The organism is Streptomyces sp. NPDC033136 (assembly GCF_055578235.1).
On sequence record NZ_JBVIPD010000001.1, the window covers coordinates 326,146 to 339,998 of the forward strand.

A 13,853-nucleotide genomic window follows, 5' to 3' on the forward strand; every position below is an offset into this window, starting at 1 on the left:
ACGGCGTGGGTCTGGTGCCGTGGTACGACGGAAGGGACGGCATGTACGGCTGGATCTGGCGGCATCTGCCGGGGAACACGTGGGTGAAGGCAGTGATCTCACTCGCCCTGGTCGTGGCCGTGGTCTACGTCCTCTTCCAGTACGTCTTCCCGTGGGCGGAACCGCTGCTGCCCTTCAACGATGTGACGGTGGACAACCAGTGAGCGCGCGCATTCTCGTCGTCGACAACTACGACAGCTTCGTCTTCAACCTGGTCCAGTACCTCTACCAGCTGGGCGCCGAGTGCGAGGTCCTGCGCAACGACGAGGTGTCGACGGCGCACGCCCAGGACGGTTTCGACGGTGTGCTGCTCTCCCCGGGCCCCGGCACCCCGGAGCAGGCCGGCGTGTGTGTCGACATGGTCCGGCACTGCGCCGCGACGGGCGTCCCGGTCTTCGGCGTGTGCCTCGGCATGCAGTCGATGCAGGTGGCGTACGGCGGTGTGGTGGACCGGGCGCCCGAGCTGCTGCACGGCAAGACCTCGCTGGTCGAGCACGGTGGCGGGGGCGTCTTCGCGGGTCTCCCCTCGCCCTTCACGGCGACGCGCTACCACTCGCTGGCCGCCGAGCCGGCCACGGTCCCGGCCGAGCTGGAGGTCACCGCCCGGACGCACGACGGCATCGTGATGGGCCTGAGGCATCGTGAACTGCCGGTGGAGGGTGTGCAGTTCCACCCCGAGTCGGTGCTGACGGAGCACGGGCACCGGATGCTGGCCAACTGGTTGGTGGAGTGCGGCGACGAGGGCGCGGTGGCGAGGTCGGCCGGGCTCGCCCCGGTGGTGGGCAGGGCCACGGCGTGACCGCGCTGCGCCCCGAGCGCGAGTCCGACACCCCGTACGGGCACCAGCCGTACGGGGTGCCGGGCGCGTTCGAGGAACGGTCGGGCGGAGGACGGCACGGTGCCGCTCCGCAGCAGGAGACGCAGCCACGGCCGCACCCGCCGGAGCCTCGGTCCTTCCCGCCCGGGGCCCAGCCCTTCCCGTCCGCGCCGGAGCCGTACGCGGCGTCGTACGAGGCCGCTCCGGACGAGCCCTACTCGCCTCCGCCCCGGATCGACGAGGAGACGGTGGCGCTGCGGATACCGGATCCGCCGCCCGCGGCCGGTGACGCCGGAGCGGGCTCTGCGGGCTCCTCGGCGGTGCGGCAGGACGGATCGGCCTCCGGTGGACGGGCGGCCCGCAGGAAGGCCGCCAAACGCCGTCACGGGCGCCATGGCGGCGCTCCGGGCGCCTCCTCGGCTCGGGAGGCGCAGGAGGCTCGGGATGCGCGGGAGGAGTCCCGGGAGGTGTCCCGGGCGCCGCTGTCGCGGGTCGAGGCGCGGCGGCAGGCTCGGGCGCGCAAGCCGGGTGCGGCGGTCGTGGCGAGCCGGGCGATAGGCGAGGTGTTCATCACCACCGGCGTGCTGATGCTGCTGTTCGTCACCTACCAGTTGTGGTGGACGAACGTCCGGGCGTACGCGCAGGCCGGCAAGGAGGCCAGCAGCCTCCAGGACGACTGGGCGAGCGGTAAACGCAGCCCCGGGGCGTTCGAACCGGGGCAGGGCTTCGCCCTCCTGCACATTCCGAAGCTGGACGTGGTGGTGCCGATCGCCGAGGGCATCAGCAGCAAGGGCGTGCTCGACCGGGGCATGGTCGGCCATTACGCGGAGGGTGCGCTGAAGACCGCGATGCCCGGTGACAAGACCGGGAACTTCGGGCTCGCCGGCCACCGCAACACCCACGGAGAGCCGTTCCGGTACATCAACAAGCTCTCTCCCGGCGATCCGATCGTCGTGGAGACCCAGGACGAGTACTACGTCTACAAGATGGCCTCGATCCTGCCGGTGACGTCGCCCAGCAACACGAGCGTCCTGAACCCGATTCCCGCGGGGTCGGGATTCACCGAGCCCGGCCGCTACATCACGCTGACCACGTGCACGCCGGAGTTCACCAGCAAGTACCGGATGATCGTCTGGGGCAAGATGGTCGAGGAACGGCCGCGCAGCAAGGGCAAGCCGGATGCGCTCGTCAGTTAAGGGCAGATGACCAGTGGCAGCGACCACCGAAACGGACCACGAAGAGCACACCGGCGCGGGGGCGTCCCGGCCGCCCGCGGCCCGGCGCCGTCCCGGCCCGATCGCCATGGCGGTGAGCGTCTTCGGGGAACTCCTCATCACCGTGGGCCTGATCCTGGGCCTGTTCGTCGCCTACTCGCTCTGGTGGACGAACGTGGTCGCCGACCGTGCGGCCGGGAAGCAGGCGGACAAGGTCCGTGACGACTGGGCTCAGAGCGGGGGCGACCCCGCCGTGTTCGACACCAAGAACGGCATCGGCTTCCTGCACGTGCCCGCGATGAACAGCGGTGAGGTCCTGGTCGAGAAGGGCACCTCGAACAAGATCCTCAACGACGGCGTCGCCGGTTACTACACCGAACCCGTCAAGTCGGCCCTCCCGATGTCGGGCAAGAAGGGCAACTTCTCCCTCGCCGCTCACCGGGACGGCCACGGCGCCGCCTTCCACGACATCGACAAGATCAAGAAGGGCGACCCGATCGTCTTCGAGACGAAGGACAAGTGGTACGTCTACAAGGTCTACGGCATCCTTCCCGAGACCTCGAAGTACAACGTCAAGGTCATCGCCCCGGTCCCGAAGGAGTCCGGTAAGAAGAAGCCGGGCCACTACATCACGCTGACGACCTGTACGCCGGTGTACACGAGCACGTACCGCTACATCGTGTGGGGCGAACTCGAGCGGGTGGAGAAGGTGAACGCGGACCGGACACCGCCGAAGGAGCTGGGCTGACCGCGCTCCTTGTCGGAGGTCAGTCGTCAGCATGACGGAGACCTGAAAAAGCAACCATCCTGTGCGGCGTCGGGCCTTTGTGCCGTGGTCCGGCTGCTACGCCAGAACGCGACGGTCTTCCACCCGGTGAAGGCCATGACGGAGCTCCGGCGCAGAGCAGTGCGCCGAGTGCCAGGCGCATGTCGGGCTTGGGGCCAAGGGGTCCTGGGCCAGAACCGACTGATGACCGTGAGGTACGCGCCCGACGCCCCCTCGCCCCGGCGCGGAGCGCCGCGATACGCCTCTTCCGGATGGTGAGCCGGTCGTCGGCCTGACATGCGACGCGGGACTTCCCAGGGCGTGTTGCCCTGCTGCGGGAGGCCGAAATTCGCGGGGATTTCGCGAGCGCCATTGGTAGGGTAATCGTACGGTTGACCACCTGAGGGAATGGGATTCTGTGGATCTCGCTGTGCTGTCGACACCAAAGTCATCGGTGCATCCGGTGGAGGTGATCGTCCTCTTCTTCCGGGCGTTGTCGCGGCCAGTTCGACGGGGTCCTTCCTCGGTGCACCCGGGGCCGGTGGCGTCGTAGCGCGTCTCATCTCCATGGCCATGCCGCCGACGTGACCGTGCCTGGCCGCTCAGTGCCGGTCGTCCCTGGAACGTCGGCGTTTTCCTGACCGTATCGGCGGGGCGTTCCCGCAATCCCGCGTTGTGGCGTGTCAGGTGCACGCCAAGAAGGGTATACGCATGATCAAGAAGTCCGTAACCGTCGGCGTCTCCGCTCTGACCGCCGCCCTCCTCACCCTGGGCAGCGCTTCGGCCCAGGCCGCAGCCCCCAGCGAGTCGACCCGCGCGCCGGGTGTGGCCGCCGGGGCCGACACCGAGACTCGGCAGTGGGTCGAGAACAACGCCGCCATGCTGCGCGCCGCGGCCAACCCCTGCGGTGGCCCCTACCAGACCATCGCTTACGTCGACGGACGCCTGCCGGGAGACGGAGGCAACGACGACGGCAGCATGGTCGCCTACGCGGGCGGCACCGGCTACCTCTGCGTCGTCTTCTACAACGAGACGCCGGGTGGGGCGAACGAGATGTACTTCAACGTCTGCCCGGGCAAGACGAGCGGTCCCGGATGCGGCACCGACGCCGGGAAGTTCGCTTCACACGCCGGTCCGATCACGATCTCCGACACAGGCTGCTTCACTGCCGCGTACAAGATGCGGAACGAGAAGGACACCGTCTGGCTCATCAACGGCAAGCGCAGCTACGGGTCGCGCTGCTGATCCGTGACGGTGGGCGGAGTGGAACGGGTCTCCGATGAGATGCGCCAGCTCCCTGCGACCTGATCGAAACGACGGTCCCGGCCCCTTGCGCCGCACGGCGGCCATGGGGCTGATCGTCGTGCGGCGACCCGACCGCACCGGGATCGCCCCGCCGGGTTCGAGTCATGGCCCGCCTCGTCAAGAGGAGTTCAAGGTCCAGAACGGGACCGACACCTTCGACCTCGACCGGGACGTCGTCTCCGGGCTCGACAAAGGTGTGCCATCGGTCAACGACAAGGCCGAACCGGCGGACGGTTTCATCGCCTAGGTCCAGAAGCTGTACGACCTGGCCGGCTCCTACGGAGCAAGCGGTCAGAAGCGCAGTCAGCTCGTGATGGAGTACATTCGAGATCGGCGTCAAGCCGGGGCATCCTCGGCTGAAGGGCGTTGCCCGGAAGATCGTCGGCTGGGTGGAAGGGCCCGGGGACGAGGGGGCGACGGACGCGTTCGACCCCAAGCGGCGCGGCAGGGCCCGCTCCTTCGCACGACGCGCGGCATAGCACATCCTGTATGGAGGGTCCTGCCCGCAGGACATGCGGGCAGGGCCCCTTGGACGCCGTCTCAATTGGTGACTGGTGGCATAGCTCGTCGCTGGCGGACGTGTTGCGGTGGCGGTTGAATGCCTTGGTGAGTGACCACTGGACACCCGCCCATTACGCTGCCGACGCACGCGATCGACGTTGAGGGCGATGGCTCCCTGCAGAGAGGTTGTACGTGAAGCCGCTGAACTTGTCGCCGCTCCTGATGAGCGGACACGCACGCCGATCTTGATGTTCTCGGGCACTTGGCTCCCGAAGCACTGGTACTTGTGCGGCAGGGCGGGCTGCGTCGTCCTCAGCCCCGATGGCGGCCGCGGGCAGCACAGCGCCCCAGCGCTCTGAGAGTGCTGGGGCGCTCGCCGTGTACGAGAAGCGATCGGTCAGTCGTCCTCGTTGCTGCCGTTGAGGCCGCCGAAGATGCCGCCGTTTCCGCCGCCGCCGTTGTTGTTGCCGCCGTCGTTGCCGAAGCCGACGGTCTGGATCGTGATCGTCGTGCCCGCCGGGTCGTCGATCTCCTGGTCGGCCGGGGGGTTCTGGCCGACCACGCGGGCGTTGTCGCTCTGGTCGCTGCCGGGCGCGAACTGGATGGTCCGGAAGCCGGCCTGCGCGAGGATCTGCTTGGCCTTACCGAGCGTCTGGCCGACCACCTGCGGCATCTTGACCTTCTGCTGTTCCTTCTTCTTGCCGATCTGGATGTTGACCGACGAGTTCGGGTCGACCGACGTGCCGGCCTGCGGTGTGGTCTGGATGACCTTGCCGACCTGGTTGTCGTCGTCGGTCTCCACCTCGGTGCAGTTGCCGACCAGGTTGCTGGCCTGCATCTGCTGCTTGGCCGCGTCACAGCTCTGGCCGAGCACGTCCGGGACGGTGGACTTCTCCGCCTCCTTGGCGACGGTGAGGGTGATCGTGGAGCCCTTCTCCACCTCCTCGCCCAGGCGCGGGTTCTGCTCGAGGACGGTGCCGGGTTCCTCCGTGGAATCCTTCGACTTCGTCTCGACCACGAAGTCGTACTCGTCGTCCTCCAGCTTCGCCTTGGCGTCCTCCAGGCTGTCGCCCACGACACTCGGCACCGCGACCTTCGGCGCCCCCGTGGACACGACCAGGGCGATGGTGTCGCCCTTCTTGACCTCCACCTCTGGCTTCGGGTCCTGGGAGCAGATCTTGCCCTTGGCCTGGTTCTCGCAGGGTTTGTCGGAGAAGGTCAGCTTGAGGTCGACGTTCTCGGCTTGCTTCTCGGCGCTCTGTTTGGTCTCACCGATGAAGTTGGGCGCCGGGATCGTCTCGTTGCCAGGGCCTCCCTCGCCGCTGAACGCCCAGCGCCCGATCAGGATGGCCCCGACCAGGACGAGGATGCCGGCCACCACGAGCAGGATCGTCGAGGTGTTGGACTTGCGCTGCTGGCCGCGGCGCCGGTCGGGGCGGTCGTCGTAGCCGAAGCCGCCGTCGTCCGGGTTCATGGGGGGCAGCATGGACGTGGCGCCCGCGCCGGAGTCCGCGCGCAGGGCCGTCGTCGGCTGGTCGTCGGGGTAGCCGCCGTAACCCGCCGCGCCCATCGCGGCCGTGGCCGCGACCGGCTGGCCGTCGAGGCAGGCCTCGATGTCGGCGCGCATCTCGTCGGCCGACTGGTAGCGGTAGTCCGGGTCCTTGGTGAGGGCCTTCAGGACGATCGCGTCCGTCTCGGGCGTGATCTCGGGGTCGAAGACGGACGGGGCCTGTGGCTCCTCGCGGACGTGCTGGTAGGCCACGGCCACCGGGGAGTCGCCGACGAAGGGGGGCCTCACGGTCAGGAGCTCGTACAGCAGGCAGCCGGTGGAGTAGAGGTCCGACCGGGCGTCCACCTGCTCGCCCTTGGCCTGCTCCGGCGAGAGGTACTGGGCGGTGCCGATGACGGCCGCGGTCTGCGTCATCGTCATGCCGGAGTCGCCCATGGCGCGGGCGATGCCGAAGTCCATCACCTTGACCTGGCCGTTGCGCGTCAGCATGACGTTCGCGGGCTTGATGTCGCGGTGGACGATGCCGCTGCGGTGGGCGTACTCCAGGCCCTGGAGGATGCCGATGGTCATCTCCATGGACCGCTCCGGCAGCAGCTTGCGGCCGGAGTGGAGCAGTTCACGGAGCGTCGAGCCGTCCACGTACTCCATGACGATGTACGGAATCGACACGTTGTCGATGTAGTCCTCGCCCGTGTCGTAGACCGCGACGATCGCGGGATGGTTGAGCGAGGCGGCCGACTGGGCCTCCCGGCGGAACCGGGCCTGGAAGGAAGGGTCACGCGCGAGATCCGCGCGCAGCGTCTTCACCGCCACGGTGCGGCCGAGGCGGGTGTCATGCGCGAGGTAGACCTCCGCCATGCCACCACGCCCGAGCACCTGGCCCAGTTCGTACCGGCCGCCGAGGCGACGCGGCTCTTCCATAGCTACCTACCAGCCCTCTCCGTCGGTCCCGACCACAAGCTTGTACGGTCGGAGGCTGCCGTCCGGGCCTACCGTACCCGGCTCGCTTTGTGTGACCTGGCCAAGCCCGTCAGCCGATACAGGACCGGTATCGCAACGTGCACCGTTGCGAAGCAGACGTGAGCGGAGTCACTGCTTGCTCTTGAGGACCGCCTCCATCACGCTCTTCGCGATCGGCGCCGCGAGGCCGCCGCCGGAGATGTCGTCACGGACGGCGTTGTCGTCCTCGATCACGACCGCCACGGCGACCGGCGAGCTGTCGTCGTCGGACTTCGCGTACGAGATGAACCATGCGTAGGGGTTCTCTTTGTTGTCCACGCCGTGCTGGGCGGTACCGGTCTTGCCGCCGACCTTGACCCCATCGATCTTGGCGTTCGAGCCCGTGCCCTTGTCGACGACCGTCTCCATCATCGACTGGAGTATCTGGGCGTTCTCCGGGGACAGCGGCTCGCTCAGCTCTTCCGGATCGGTCTTCTCGATCGGGTCGAGGCCGGGCGACTGGAGCTCGTCGACCATGTACGGCTTCATCAGCTTGCCGTCGTTGGCGACGGCCGAGGCCACCATGGCCATCTGGAGCGGGGTCGCGGCGGTGTTGAACTGGCCGATCGACGACAGCGCGGTCTCCGACGGGTTCATGTCGTCCGAGAACACCGAGGCGTTGGAGCGGACGGGGGTGAACTGCTCCTCGGTGAAGCCGAACTTCTTGGCCATGTCCAGCATCTTGTCGTTGCCGAGGTCGGCGCCGATCTTGCCGAAGACGGTGTTGCAGGAGTACTGCAGGGCGACCCGGAGCGTCGCGTTCTCGCAGGGGATGTCGCCCTCGTTGGGCAGCTTGGTGGTGGTGCCCGTCATGACCCACGGGTCCGGCGAGTCCGTCTTCTGGTCCGCCTCCGAGTACAGGCCGTCCTCCAGGGCGGCGGCCGCCGTGACCACCTTGAAGGTGGAGCCGGGCGGATAGGTCTCCCGCAGTGCCCGGTTGAGCATCGGGTCGTTGGGGTTGCTCTTCTTCTGCAGCTTCTGCCAGGCCTTGGTGTCCGTGGTCGTGGAGTTGCCCGCGAAGGACGAGGGGTCGTACGAGGGGTAGGAGGCGAGCGCCAGGATCTTGCCCGTCGACGGCTCGATGGCGGCGACGGCACCCTTGCCGCCCTGCCTCTTCAGACCGTTGTACGCGGCCTTCTGCGCGGCGGCGTTCAGCGTCGTGACGACGTTGCCGCCCTGCTGCTTCTCGCCCGTGAGCATGTCGAGGGTGTTGCGGAAGAAGAGCCGGTCGTCGTTGCCGGTGAGGATGCCGTCCTCGATGGACTCCAGCTGGGTGGCGCCGAAGGCCTGCGAGGCGTAGCCGGTGACCGGCGCCCACATGGGGCCGTTCTTGTAGGTGCGCTTGAACTTGTAGTCGCTGCCCGGCGTCTCGGCGGAGCCGGTGATCGGCGTTCCGTCGACGATGATGTTGCCGCGCGGGGAGGCGTAGCGCTCGATGGTGACGCGACGGTTGTTCTTGTCGGTCCTGAGCTCGTCGGCCATGACGTACTGGATCCAGTTGTCGCGGATCAGCAGGGCCAGGACGAGCAGGCCGCAGAAGATCGCGATCCGGCGCAGGGGCTTGTTCATGACGGGCGGACCACCTGGGTCATCTCGGCGTCGGGGTTGGCGGCGGGAGCGGGAGCCGGGCGGCGCGCGGTGTCGCTGATGCGCAGCAGGATGCCGATCAGGGCCCAGTTGGCGATCACGGAGGAACCGCCGTACGCCAGGAACGGCAGCGTCATACCGGTCAGCGGGATGAGGCCCATGACGCCGCCGGCCACGACGAAGACCTGGAGGGCGAAGGCGCCGGACAGGCCGATGGCCAGCAGCTTGCCGAACGGGTCGCGGGCCGCGAGCGCGGTGCGCACACCCCGCTCGACGATCAGGCCGTAGAGCAGCAGGATCGCCATGACACCGGCGAGGCCCAGTTCCTCGCCGAAGGTGGCGAGGATGAAGTCGGAGTTGGCGGCGAAGCCGATGAGGTCGGAGTTGCCCTGCCCGAGGCCGGTGCCGAGAGTGCCGCCGGAGCCGAAGGCCCACAGGGCCTGCATGGCCTGCTCGGAGTGGACGATGCCGTCCTGGACGCCGGCCCGGGAGAGCTCGAACTCGCGCATCGGGTCGAGCCAGGCCTGGACGCGTGTCTGGATGTGCGGCTCGAAGCTCGCCACGCCGACGGCGCCGACCGCGGACATCAGCAGACCGAAGACGATCCAGCTGGTCCGCTCGGTGGCGACGTACAGCATGATGATGAACATCCCGAAGAACAGCAGGGACGTACCGAGGTCGGTCTCGAAGACCAGGATGAGGATCGAGATCACCCAGACGACGAGGATCGGACCGAGGTCGCGGCCGCGGGGCAGGTACAGGCCCATGAAGCGGCGGCTGGCCAGGGCCAGGGCGTCCCGCTTGACCATGAGGTAGCCGGCGAAGAAGACCGCGAGGACGATCTTCGCGAACTCACCGGGCTGCAGCGTGCCGAGGCCGGGGATCTTGATCCAGATCTTGGCGCCGTAGATGTTCGCGCCGAGTCCGGGCACGAGCGGCAGGACCAGCAGGAACAGCGCACCCGCCATGGAGATGTACGTGTAGCGCTGGAGGACGCGGTGGTCCTTGAGGAAGATCAGCACGACCACGAGCAGGGCGACACCCAGTGCCGAGTACAGCAGTTGGCGTGGCGCGGCCTCGGCGTAGTTGCTGAGTCGCTTGGACTGGTCCAGGCGCCAGATAGCCACCAGTCCCAGCCCGTTCAGCAGCGTCGCCAGCGGCAGCATCAGCGGGTCCGCGTACGGCGCGAACTTCCGGACGACGAGATGCCCGACGCCGGCGAGCAGTCCGAGCCCGAGCCCGTAGCTCAACAGACCCGGAGGCACCGAGTCGTTGAGGGCCAGCCCGACGTTGGCATAGGCGAACACCGGAATGACCACGGCGAACGCCAGCAGTGCCAGCTCGGTGTTGCGGCGGCTCGGGGCGCCGATCGCGCCGATCGTGGACGTGTGGTGCGTCGGCGAGTTTGTAGTGCTCATCGTGTGACAGGGCCTCTCACGGCTTGCCTACTGCTTACCGCACAGCGAGACGACCTTCTGCTCTTCCTCCGAGAGGCTGGGGCCGGGGCTGGGACTGGGTGCGGTCGTGGTCGGGGGCGTGGACTTCTCAGGCGTCGACGGTGAACCCGACGGGTTCGACGGGTTCGGTGTCGGTGTGGCCTTGGACGTGAAGGAGGCGGGAGTGGTTCCCGTGGTGCCCCCGGCCTCGCCTTCGCCGGTCCTGGCGTTGTTCTGGCTCTCGGCTTCGCGCCGCTGCGCCTGCTTCTTGCACGCGGAGGCCTGCACCGACAGTTCCTGGATCTTCGCCTGGGCGTTCTTCAGCCCGCCCTCGGCGATGGTCGCTTCGACCAGCTTCTGCTGGTAGGGCGGCAGGTACTTGAGTTCGATCTCGGGGTGGTCCTTCTCGACCTTCGAGAGCGACACCCACGCCAGGTCCTGGCTGATGCCCCGGTACAGCGCGACGTGCTCGCCCTCGACGCCGACGTAGTACTGCGTCTGCGTCCAGCGCCAGCCGCCGTACAGACCGCCGCCGATGACGGCGAGCGCGAGGGCGCCGTAGAGGGATCTCTTCAGCCAACGGCCCTTCTTGCGGGGCTTGGTGAAGTCGTCGTCGCCGTAGTCGAAGCCGGCCGCCGGGATGTAGCCGGTGGTGTCGCCGGAGCCGGGCGGGCCGAACTGGCCGCCCCCGCCGCCCTGGCCGTGCCCCTGGCGGCCGAGCCCGGAGGCGCGGCCGGCGGGGGTCTGCATGATGCCGTTGTCGTGCAGCTGGTGCTGGTTCTCGGCGACGGCGCCGACCACGACCGGGGTGTCGGAAAGCTGCCCCGCGAGGGTGTCACCGGTGTCGAGGTCCAGGACGTCGGCGACGATGACCGTGATGTTGTCCGGGCCGCCGCCGCGCAGCGCCAGCTCGATGAGGTTCTGGACGGTCTCCTGGGGGCCCTGGTAGCTGGCGAGGGTGTCCTCCAGGGTCTGGTGGGACACCACGCCGGACAGGCCGTCGGAGCAGATCAGGTAGCGGTCGCCGGCCCGGACCTCGCGGATGGAGAGGTCGGGCTCGACGTGGTCGCCGGAGCCGAGCGCGCGCATGAGGAGGGAGCGCTGCGGGTGCGTGGTCGCCTCCTCCTCGGTGATGCGGCCCTCGTCGACGAGGCGCTGCACCCAGGTGTGGTCCTGCGTGATCTGTGTCAGGACGCCGTCGCGGAGCAGGTACGCGCGCGAGTCGCCGACGTGCACCAGGCCGAGGCGCTGGCCCGTCCAGAGCAGGGCGGTCAGGGTGGTCCCCATGCCCTCCAGCTGGGGGTCGTCCTCGACCATCGAGCGCAACTGGTCGTTGGCGCGCTGCACCGCCGTGCCGAGCGAGGTGAGGAGGTCGGAGCCGGGGACGTCGTCGTCGAGCGCGACGATGGTGGAGATGGCCTCGGAGGAGGCGACCTCACCGGCGGCGGCGCCGCCCATGCCGTCGGCGATGGCGAGCAGGCGCGGGCCGGCGTACCCGGAGTCCTCGTTGCCCTCCCGGATCATGCCCTTGTGCGATCCGGCCGCGAAGCGCAGTGACAGACTCATGCGCACCTCGCCTGTCGGCTCCGGGTACAGCCGGTCGTGTCGAGCCACACTGCCCACCCTCCGGTCGGGAGCGCGCGGGGGGCCGGGGTGGGGCCCGCCACTGCGTGCTCGCTCCGCTCGCGCCTATCCATGATGTAGCACTACTTCCGCAGCTCGATGACGGTCTTGCCGATGCGGATCGGCGCGCCCGGCGCGATCGGTGTGGGAGTCGTCAGCCGGTTCCGGTCGAGGTAGGTGCCGTTGGTGGAGCCGAGGTCCTCGACGATCCACTGACCGTCGCGGTCCGGGTAGATCCTGGCATGGCGGCTGGAGGCGTAGTCGTCGTCCAGCACGATCGTCGAGTCGTGCGCCCGGCCCAGGGTGATGGTCTGGCCCTGGAGTGCGACCGTCGTGCCGGTGAGGGTGCCCTCGGTCACGACCAGCTTGGTGGGGGCGTTACGGCCGCGCCGGCCGCCGGCGGGCTGCTGGCGCTGCGGCGGCGGTGCCTGGCGGGCGGCCTGCTGCTGGCGGCCGGCCTCGCGGCGCGCTCCGCGCTGGGTGACCCGCGTACCGAACAGGTCGCTTCGGATGACCTGCACGGCCACGATCACGAACAGCCACAGAACGGCCAGGAAACCCAGCCGCATGACCGTGAGGGTCAGCTCTGACATTGCCCCCGCTTCACCCTTCGGCTTGCCGGTAAATGATGGTGGTGCTGCCCACGACGATCCGCGAGCCGTCGCGGAGCGTAGCGCGGGTGGTGTGCTGCCCGTCCACCACGATGCCGTTGGTGGACCCGAGATCCTGGATCGTCGAGGGCGTTCCGGTCCGGATCTCGCAGTGCCGGCGGCTCACGCCGGGGTCGTCGATCCGCACGTCGGCATCGGTGCTGCGGCCCAGCACCAGCGTCGGGCGGGAGATCTGGTGGCGGGTGCCGTTGATCTCGATCCAGTGGCGGGTGCGTCCGCCGGCGGCCGGGGCGGCCGGGGGCCGCTGGCCCCCCGCGGGCTGGGGATAGCCGTATCCGCCGGGGCGGCCGCCGGGTGGCGGCGCGGCCGGAATGGGCGGGGCGCCGGCGGGCGCGCCGGCCGGCGGGTAGCCGTAGCCGCCGGGGCTGCCGGCCTGCGGGGCGGCGGGCGCGGCGCCGCCGCCTCCTGGGCCGCCCTGCTGGCTGCTGGAGGAGGCGAGCGTACGGCTGCGCACCCGGTACAGGCCGGTGTCGAGGTCGTCCGCCTTCTCCAGGTTCACCTTGATCGGGCCCATGAAGGTGTAGCGCTGCTGCTTGGCGTAGTCGCGCACCATGCCGGCGAGCTCGTCGCCGAGCTGGCCGGAGTAGGGGCTGAGCCGCTCGAAGTCCGGCGTGCTCAGCTCCACGATGAAGTCGTTGGGCACGACCGTGCGGTCGCGGTTCCAGATGGTGGCGTTGTTGTCGCACTCGCGCTGGAGCGCGCCGGCGATCTCCACGGGCTGGACCTCGGACTTGAACACCTTGGCGAAGGTGCCGTTGACCAGACCTTCGAGACGCTGCTCGAACTTCTTCAGGACTCCCATGGGGCACCTCCTCCGTCGTTGCCGTCCTGTGTACTGCCCTGCGGGCCGCTTGCCTGGTACTGCTTACTGATCGTATCCACGCGCCGCTCGATCGGCTGGTTCCCCCTGTCAGGCCGGCCGACGGGTGTCGACGGATGACGAAGTTCCCTGTGGAGCTCCTCTTCGAACTCTTACGGGAGTACTGCTGCGCGCAACTGCTTCAGGTACTCCTGCCAAGGATCGTAGAGGCGGCGGAAGACCAGTGTCCCGCACCTGACCGTGGACCCGGGACCCCTCCCGGGGAGACGGCGGGTACCGGTACGAGGTTGATACGTGAACCGGTACGCGTTGATACGTGGCGGGGACACCGATGGTCCGGCGGCGGGTCTGCCTGCGGCGATAAGGGATGTGAACCCACCCCTTCCAGCGTGCTAGTGTTCTGGGTGTCGGAAGGCGCCGAACCTCAGGGGAAGACGCCCAGGACACACCCAATGCGCGGGTGGCGGAATAGGCAGACGCGCTGGATTCAGGTTCCAGTGCCCGCAAGGGCGTGGGGGTTCAACTCCCCCCTCGCGCACACCGTGAGAAACCGACGGAACGGGTC

At 68.8% G+C, this 13,853-nt stretch carries 12 protein-coding genes and 1 tRNA gene; 7 read left to right on the forward strand and 6 right to left on the reverse strand.

Translation table 11 applies throughout. From position 1 onward, the window contains the following. Nucleotides 1-5 precede the first annotated feature (5 nt). The 6 genes from ACZ5TL_RS01540 to ACZ5TL_RS01565 all read left to right on the forward strand — a co-directional run bounded on the left by ACZ5TL_RS01540 (nucleotide 6) and on the right by ACZ5TL_RS01565 (nucleotide 4,388). Nucleotides 6-203, forward strand: coding sequence for a hypothetical protein (locus tag ACZ5TL_RS01540; RefSeq protein ID WP_179272487.1), 198 nt, complete (start codon nucleotides 6-8; stop codon nucleotides 201-203). Then, nucleotides 200-838: an aminodeoxychorismate/anthranilate synthase component II gene (locus ACZ5TL_RS01545; protein ID WP_468586492.1), complete on the forward strand. Its 639-nt coding sequence runs from the start codon at nucleotides 200-202 to the stop codon at nucleotides 836-838. Before ACZ5TL_RS01540 ends, ACZ5TL_RS01545 begins: the two co-directional genes overlap by 4 nt. Beyond that, nucleotides 835-2,052, forward strand: coding sequence for a class E sortase (locus ACZ5TL_RS01550; protein WP_468586494.1), 1,218 nt, complete (start codon nucleotides 835-837; stop codon nucleotides 2,050-2,052). The genes ACZ5TL_RS01545 and ACZ5TL_RS01550 overlap by 4 nt, the downstream gene beginning before the upstream one ends. Before the next feature lie 13 nt (nucleotides 2,053-2,065). Beyond that, nucleotides 2,066-2,818 carry a class E sortase gene (locus ACZ5TL_RS01555; protein ID WP_468586496.1) on the forward strand — a complete coding sequence of 251 codons (753 nt, stop codon included), beginning with the start codon at nucleotides 2,066-2,068 and terminating at the stop codon, nucleotides 2,816-2,818. Nucleotides 2,819-3,547: 729 nt separating this feature from the next. Continuing rightward, the gene (locus ACZ5TL_RS01560) at nucleotides 3,548-4,081 is read left to right on the forward strand and encodes a hypothetical protein (RefSeq protein ID WP_468586497.1); all 534 of its coding nucleotides are present in this window, start codon (nucleotides 3,548-3,550) and stop codon (nucleotides 4,079-4,081) included. An 85-nt stretch (nucleotides 4,082-4,166) separates the two neighbouring features. Further along, nucleotides 4,167-4,388 carry a hypothetical protein gene (locus tag ACZ5TL_RS01565; protein ID WP_468586499.1) on the forward strand — a complete coding sequence of 74 codons (222 nt, stop codon included), beginning with the start codon at nucleotides 4,167-4,169 and terminating at the stop codon, nucleotides 4,386-4,388. A 651-nt stretch (nucleotides 4,389-5,039) separates the two neighbouring features. Here the strand turns inward: ACZ5TL_RS01565 and pknB are convergent. The 6 genes from pknB to ACZ5TL_RS01595 all read right to left on the reverse strand — a co-directional run bounded on the left by pknB (nucleotide 5,040) and on the right by ACZ5TL_RS01595 (nucleotide 13,270). Beyond that, complete coding sequence (gene pknB, locus ACZ5TL_RS01570) at nucleotides 5,040-7,073, reverse strand: Stk1 family PASTA domain-containing Ser/Thr kinase (protein WP_468586501.1); 2,034 nt, start codon at nucleotides 7,071-7,073, stop codon at nucleotides 5,040-5,042. A gap of 168 nt (nucleotides 7,074-7,241) precedes the next feature. Next, nucleotides 7,242-8,720, reverse strand: a complete 1,479-nt coding sequence (locus tag ACZ5TL_RS01575) for a peptidoglycan D,D-transpeptidase FtsI family protein (protein ID WP_468586503.1) — start codon at nucleotides 8,718-8,720, stop codon at nucleotides 7,242-7,244. Then, complete coding sequence (locus ACZ5TL_RS01580; protein ID WP_468586505.1) at nucleotides 8,717-10,156, reverse strand: FtsW/RodA/SpoVE family cell cycle protein; 1,440 nt, start codon at nucleotides 10,154-10,156, stop codon at nucleotides 8,717-8,719. The genes ACZ5TL_RS01575 and ACZ5TL_RS01580 overlap by 4 nt, the downstream gene beginning before the upstream one ends. A 27-nt stretch (nucleotides 10,157-10,183) precedes the next feature. Beyond that, a complete protein-coding gene (locus tag ACZ5TL_RS01585; protein ID WP_468586507.1) occupies nucleotides 10,184-11,740 on the reverse strand; it encodes a Stp1/IreP family PP2C-type Ser/Thr phosphatase in 1,557 nt (518 codons plus the stop codon). Nucleotides 11,741-11,880: 140 nt separating this feature from the next. Continuing rightward, complete coding sequence (locus ACZ5TL_RS01590; protein WP_468586509.1) at nucleotides 11,881-12,390, reverse strand: FHA domain-containing protein FhaB/FipA; 510 nt, start codon at nucleotides 12,388-12,390, stop codon at nucleotides 11,881-11,883. A gap of 10 nt (nucleotides 12,391-12,400) precedes the next feature. Then, nucleotides 12,401-13,270, reverse strand: coding sequence for an FhaA domain-containing protein (locus ACZ5TL_RS01595; protein WP_468586511.1), 870 nt, complete (start codon nucleotides 13,268-13,270; stop codon nucleotides 12,401-12,403). Between the two features lie 472 nt (nucleotides 13,271-13,742). Between ACZ5TL_RS01595 and ACZ5TL_RS01600 the strand changes: the two genes are divergently transcribed. Further along, nucleotides 13,743-13,826: transfer RNA gene (locus ACZ5TL_RS01600), tRNA-Leu, on the forward strand. Nucleotides 13,827-13,853 lie beyond the last annotated feature (27 nt).